Origin of the sequence: Mesorhizobium sp. M0960, assembly GCF_040319055.1 — a bacterium.
GTDB lineage: Bacteria > Pseudomonadota > Alphaproteobacteria > Rhizobiales > Rhizobiaceae > Mesorhizobium.
The window spans coordinates 1-6,168 of record NZ_JAMYNN010000045.1; the positions used below are offsets into that span (position 1 = coordinate 1).

7 protein-coding genes are annotated in these 6,168 nt (G+C 62.3%); 1 reads left to right on the forward strand and 6 read right to left on the reverse strand.

Going from position 1 to position 6,168, the window contains the following annotated elements; translation table 11 throughout:
* From NKH63_RS31095 to NKH63_RS31120, 6 genes are all read right to left on the reverse strand, one after another.
* Positions 1 to 553, reverse strand: a 553-nt coding sequence (locus NKH63_RS31095; RefSeq protein ID WP_502896388.1) for a transketolase, incomplete at its 3' end; no start/stop codon positions are given.
* A 19-nt stretch (positions 554 to 572) separates the two neighbouring features.
* Positions 573 to 1,325: an SDR family NAD(P)-dependent oxidoreductase gene (locus NKH63_RS31100; protein ID WP_352920487.1), complete on the reverse strand. Its 753-nt coding sequence runs from the start codon at positions 1,323 to 1,325 to the stop codon at positions 573 to 575.
* Positions 1,326 to 1,360: 35 nt separating this feature from the next.
* Positions 1,361 to 2,254: an amidohydrolase family protein gene (locus tag NKH63_RS31105; RefSeq protein WP_352920490.1), complete on the reverse strand. Its 894-nt coding sequence runs from the start codon at positions 2,252 to 2,254 to the stop codon at positions 1,361 to 1,363.
* Between the two features lie 63 nt (positions 2,255 to 2,317).
* Entirely contained in the window at positions 2,318 to 3,280 is a 963-nt protein-coding gene (locus NKH63_RS31110; protein WP_352496781.1) for a substrate-binding domain-containing protein, read from the reverse strand.
* 22 nt (positions 3,281 to 3,302) lie between these two features.
* A complete protein-coding gene (locus tag NKH63_RS31115) occupies positions 3,303 to 4,307 on the reverse strand; it encodes an ABC transporter permease (RefSeq protein WP_352920494.1) in 1,005 nt (334 codons plus the stop codon).
* A complete protein-coding gene (locus NKH63_RS31120; protein WP_352920497.1) occupies positions 4,304 to 5,836 on the reverse strand; it encodes an ATP-binding cassette domain-containing protein in 1,533 nt (510 codons plus the stop codon). The genes NKH63_RS31115 and NKH63_RS31120 overlap by 4 nt, the downstream gene beginning before the upstream one ends.
* A gap of 127 nt (positions 5,837 to 5,963) precedes the next feature.
* Between NKH63_RS31120 and NKH63_RS31125 the strand changes: the two genes are divergently transcribed.
* On the forward strand, positions 5,964 to 6,168 hold a 205-nt coding region (locus NKH63_RS31125; RefSeq protein WP_352920500.1), incomplete at its 3' end, for a LysR family transcriptional regulator.

Genomic DNA, 6,168 nt, shown 5'->3' on the forward strand with positions numbered 1-6,168 from the left:
CGGCCTGCTGATTGTTGAAGTCGACAATGGCAATGAGATTGTCGAGCTTGTGGTGGGCGGCCGACATCGCGGCTTCCCAGGTCGAACCCTCGCCGAGTTCGCCGTCGGACAGGAGGTTATAGACGAAACTGTCGCTCTGCTTGCGCCTCAGCCCCATGCACATACCGACAGCGATGCCAAGGCCGTGACCGAGCGAGCCGCCGGTGATCTCCATGCCGGGCGTGTATGCCGCCATGCCGGACATCGGCATGCGGCTATCGTCGCTGCCATAGGTCTCGAGCTCTTCCTCCGGTAGCACGCCCGCTTCGATCAGCGCCGCGTAGAGCGCGATGGCGTAGTGTCCGATCGACAGCAGGAAGCGGTCGCGTCCCTCCCACAGCGTGTCGTCCGGCCGGTAGTGAAGCGCATGGAAATAGGCGACGGCAAGCACGTCGGCGATACCCAGCGCCTGTCCGACGTAACCTTGGCCCTGGACTTGACCCATCCGGACGGCATGTCGGCGGATACGATAGGCTCGTTCGGCCAGGCTGACATTGCTGCCAGCGCGAGGCATCTCAAGATCCGGTGTCCTCTCAGCCATGGATCAGCATCCCACCGTTGACGTCGATCACGGCGCCGGTGATGTAGCTGGCCAGATCGGACGCCAGAAAGAGATAGGCGCCGGCGACGTCGCGTGCGTCGCCCAGCCGGCTGAGCGGGATTCCCTTGATGATGTCGGCGCGCATGGCGTCGGTCAGTTTGCCGCCGGTGATGTCGGTCTGGATCAGGCCCGGTGTGACACAGTTGACGCGGATGCGGTCGGGCCCGAATTCGCGCGCCATGGCCTTGGCAAGCCCCAGAACACCCGCCTTGGCAGCCGAATAGTGCGGGCCACCGAAGATGCCGCCGCCGCGCTGGGCCGAAACCGACGACATGCAGATGATCGAGCCGCCGCCATTTTCGCGCATGTTCGGGATGAATGCCTGGCTGAGATGGAGCACGCCGCGTAGGTTGACATCGAGGATGCGGTCCCAGTCAGCCGCGCCGATATCCAGTGTCTTTGCGGGCTGCGTGATCCCGGCAATGTTGCACAGCACGTCGACCTTGCCGAAGGCTTCGGCCACTTCGGCAGCAGCCCTCTTGCACGCATCGAGGTCGGCGACGTTACAGGCGAGGCCAATGTGCTCGGGCCCAAGCGACTCGGCGGCGTCACGGGCCTGTTGCTCATCGAGGTCAAGAATAGCAATGCGCGCGCCTTGCTCCGCCATCAGCGTTGCCGTGGAGCGGCCTATCCCCCGAGGGCTCGCGGCCCCTGAAATCACCACGGCCTTGCCCTTCAGCAACATGTCGAACTCTCCTGCTATTTCTGTTTGCCGGTGATCTAAAGTCGGTAGAACCGGGCAGCGTTGTCATGGAACAGCGCGAGCCGCTCCTCGTGCGGGTAGGCGATCGTAATTTCCTTGAAGGCGTTCAAAATGGCGTCGAAGCTCGAGAACAGCTTGTCGACGGGGAAGTTCGTCGCGAACATCGAGCGGTCGACGCCGAAGGCTGCGATCGCCTCCTCGACATAAGGACGAATCGAGGCCGTGGTCCAAGTCCAGTCGCCCATGCCGAGGCCCGAGATTTTGCAGGCGACGTTCGGCGCTTGCGCCAACTGGTGCATGCCTTTTTTCCAGGCGCCAAAATGCTCGGCGCCGTCGACCTGCATGCCGGTGTGATTGAGAATGATCTGGACGTCGGGAAAGTCGCGCGCGAGTTCGAGGAACTCGCCCATCTGGGGATAGTAGAGCTGCAGGTCGAAGCTCAGCCGTCGCTTCGCCAGCTCCCGGAAACCACGCCGCCATTCGGGTGTCCGGCTCACCTCCGGCCGCGCCTGATATGTCTTAGCGGCGTCGGGATGGTAGTTCATCGACTGCCGAATGCCGCGGAAGTTCTGATGTTCCATGTGGCGGTCGAGGAGCTCGCCAACATCGGGTCTAGACAGGTCGGCATAGCCGACGATGCCATGCGGAAACCCCCGCTTGTCGGCGATCTCCTGCAGCCAGCGCGTCTCCCCAACCGGATCGCTGGGATCGAACCCCACATCCAGGTGCACCGATTTTACGAGGTTCTGGTTCTTGCCGTCCTCAAGATAGTCCTCGAGAAGGTAACTTTTTCGGATCGCCTCGTAGTCACCGAAGGCTGACGGCTTAACCCCGTCGGTCAGCCACGGATAAAAATTGGTCTCCAGATCCCACAAATGATGGTGCGGATCGATGAACGGCAGCTCGGCCACGGTCGGGATTCCTTGCTTGAGGTCTGGACCGCCGGCCAAGCCGGCGGGTCCATTGGGTGGCGGTCAGTTGCTCGGGGGAAAGACGCGGGCGATGACCTTCTTGGCCTCGGGACTATCAACCTTGTCGGCCGTAACAAGAGGCATGACCAAGGCCAGATCCTGGGTCACCGCCGCGCCCGTCAGTGCGTTGTAGACCTGTTGAGTTCCGTCGATGCCTTGGCCTACTGCCTCCTGGAAGAAGATGCCCTGGAGCGCTCCCTTCTTGAGCAGCGCGATCGTAGTCGGCGAGCCGTCGGCCACGGTGATGCCGATCTTGCCGGTGAGGCCCCGGGTCTCGACCACCTTGGCGGCGCCGGTGCCGGCTTCGTCATACATGCCGTAGATGGCCTTGATGTCGGGATTGGCGGTCAAGAGGTCGTTTGCCTGGGTGACGGCCTCGTTGATCGTCAGCCCCCGCGTTTCCAGCATCTGGACGAGGTCGCAGCCGTCGGCGGCAAACGCCTCCTTGGCGCCCTTGAGGTATTTCTGTGCATTCTCCCGGTCCTGCGGCAGCGACAGCATGCCAACCTTGTTGCCGCCACGCTCCTTGGCAAGCTCGCAGGTGAATTTCCCCTGCGCCTTGCCGGTCTCATAGTTGTTCGCGGTGACCGAGGACGTATAGTTGGTGAGGCCCGGTTGCGGCCCGATGCCGGCAAAGGCGATCGGCACTTTCTGCTTCGCCAGATAGTCGAGCAGCGGCGGTGTCGAGGTCGAGCTGACGGGGCCGATCACGATGGCCGCGACGCCTTTGGTCACGGCGGTCCGCGCATTGTCCATCTGCTTGGCGGGTGAGTTTTCCGAAGTGTACTCGACATAATCCATGCCGAGTTCCTTGGCCTTCTCCTTCACGCCGTACCCGACCCATTGCCAGTAGGAGATGTCCAGCGACGGGGCGATGTAAGCGACGGTCTTTTTGTCCTGCGCGTATGATGCGCTGGACAAGGCGGCCGCCGCCAATGCTGCAAGTAGTATGGTCTTCAACTTCATCTTGGTTCCTCCCGTTGATGATCTAGAGTCGGTTCTTGCTGCTGAAGCGGTCGATCAGAACCGCGAGCAGGATCGCGGCGCCGGTGACGGAGCCTTGCCAGAAGCTGTTCACGCCAATGAGGTTCACGCCGTTCTGGATGCAGGTGATCATCAGAGCGCCCAGCATGGCGCCGATCGCGCTCCCAGTTCCGCCAAATAGGCTGGCCCCTCCAATGACGACGGCGGCGATTGCCTGCAGCATCAGGCTGGCGCCGGCAGTGGCTTCGGCGTTAAGGATGTAGCTTACGGTCAACAGCCCGGCGAAAGAGGCGAGCAGGCCCGAAGCGACATAGGCAGCAAACTTGATGCGCAGAACCGGAATGCCGAGCAGCCGGGCAGCAATTGCCGACGAGCCGACGGCAAAGAACCAGCGTCCGAGCACGACCTTGCGCAGGACGTATTCCAGCGCGATCATCAATATGATGCAGAACAGAAGATGGTTGGGGACGCCCGGGATAATCTCGCCCGAATTCAGGAGCCAGAAATCCGGCGCGCCGATCGGCATCGAACGACCATTCGTGACGATGAAGGCCAGACTGCCCGCCACCGCGTAGGTGATGAGCGTGACGACGAAAGGCGCGAGCCCAACGACCGTGACCAGAAGACCATTGATCGAGCCGAAGACAAGGCCGACGGCCAGGCCGGCAGCACTGGCGGTCAGTCCGTCGGCGCCACTGGCCATCGCCAGCGCGGTCACCATACCGGTCAAGGAAAAGACTGAACCGACCGAAAGATCGATGCCGCCGGTGACCACGACCAGCAAAACACCGAGTGACATGATGATGAGGGGCGCGGCGGCCTGGATGATGTTTTGCAAATTGCCCATGCTGAGTGCAGCGGGCACGAACATGCCGACGGCCAGCAGCAGGACGACGATTGCGGCGGCAATCGCGCCTTCCGTTCGGTAGCACAAAAGAACTGCTGGGACGCGCGAGTTGGTGGTCCGGAGTTTGTCGGTGGTCGTGGTGCCGTTGCTCGCGTCGGTCATGCCGCCATCCCCGTCAGTTCGGCGAGCCCGTCTTCGGTGTAGTGCTCTTCAGGCAGGAATCCCTTCGGTTGCCCATCAGTGTCAAAGGCGAAAATGGCGTCGCAAAGCTCGAGCAGTTCGACGTTCTCGGTCGACCACCAGATGATGATCGCGCCAGCGTCGGCCATCTCCCGGATCAAACCGTAAATGTCATGCTTGGTGCCGATGTCGACGCCACGCGTCGGCTCTTCCAGCACCACCATCCGGAGCGGCAGCCCAAGCCAGCGTGCGACGAGAAGCTTCTGCTGGTTGCCGCCGGACAACGAGGCCGGCAGGTCCCAGATCGAGCTGGCTTTCAACTTCAGCGCTGAAACGAGATCGTGACATTCCTGCCGCTCGGCTGCGGCCACGATCCGCCGTCTTTCGCGAACCCTGCGTGCTGCAAGCACGTTATCGACGATGGGCAGCTGCGAAAGGATCCCCTTGGTTGCGCGGTCGCCCGAAACAAAGCCGATACCGGCCCGCGCCGCTGCCGCTGGAGACGAGAAGCGGTCCGCAAAACCCTCGCCGGAAAGGCGCCAGCCAGCCCCGGGTCCGGCGCCCACCAGGGGAGCAATGAGGCCGGTCGGGCCTGCGGGCGCGCCGGCCAGTCCCAGGATGGTGCCGGACGAAATCGCTATCCTGACGTCGCCGGGGCCGAGGAGTTCGACTGGTATGCCCTGTCGGAGGTGTTTTTGCGGGTTGCGGTGCCTTGCCGGACGCTGCGCGTATTGGCCCATCTGCTGGACGATTTCGGCGTCGCTGAGCGATGCAAGCGGCGTGGCATTCGCGATCGTGACGCCATCGCGCAAGATCGTGCAGACATCGCAGAGCGCGCGGATTTCCCGCATACGGTGAGAAACAAAGACGATGCCGATGCCTTCCTCGTGCACCAACCGCTTCAGCACCGAGAAGAGTTTGGCAGTCTCGCCGGCAGTGAGATTGGCCGTGGGCTCGTCGAGAAGCAGCACTTCGGCTCCGGTGGAAAGGGCACGAGCGATCTGGACGATCTGGCCTTCGTGGAGGGACAATTTGCGTGCCGGCAGCTCGATGATCTCTTCGCCGATCGCTGGGTCAATCAGCCGGAGCGCTCCGAGCGCGGTTTCGCGCATGCGGCGACGGCTGATCTGCGACCAGCCCGACCTCGCATGCACAATGCCGATATTTTCCGCGACCGACAGCTCGGGCAATAGCGCCAGCTCCTGATGCACCACCGCGATGATCGGGCTGGTGTGGCCGGCCTTCGACGAGGCGAAGCTAATATCGCCGGCATCGCGTGAGATCAGCCCGGTGATGATGCGGATCAGGGTGCTTTTGCCGGCGCCGTTGCCGCCCAGGAGCGCGTGGATTTCGCCAGGCCGGACCTGAAAACTCACGCCCCGAAGGACCCGTGTTGCGCCGTAGTTCTTCTTGACGTTGGAAGCCTCGATCAGGGGCTTCCTGGTCGATGCCTGTCCAACTGCCGGCACATTGCCGGCATTACCCAAGCTTTGGGGTGAACCCGGTTCCATCCTGCATCTCCTCCCGAGACCACAGGATGATGCGACCGATTGACATTAGGCTCAATTCTCGTTTCTTAATATTCTGTGTAGCTGAGCTTAACTGACGAGGACGATGTCAGACATCAAGTTCAATTCGATGACGCATTTCGAGGCGGTCGCGCGGCTCGGCGGCGTGGCAAAGGCCGCTCAGGAATTGCAGGTGACACCTTCGGCGGTCAGCCAGCAGCTGCGGCTGCTCGAACACCAACTCGGGGTCCGGCTTTTTCAGCGCGAAAAGCGCCATCTCTCGCTCACGATCGACGGTGAGCGGCTCTTCCAGACCACGACCCAGGCTTTCGAAT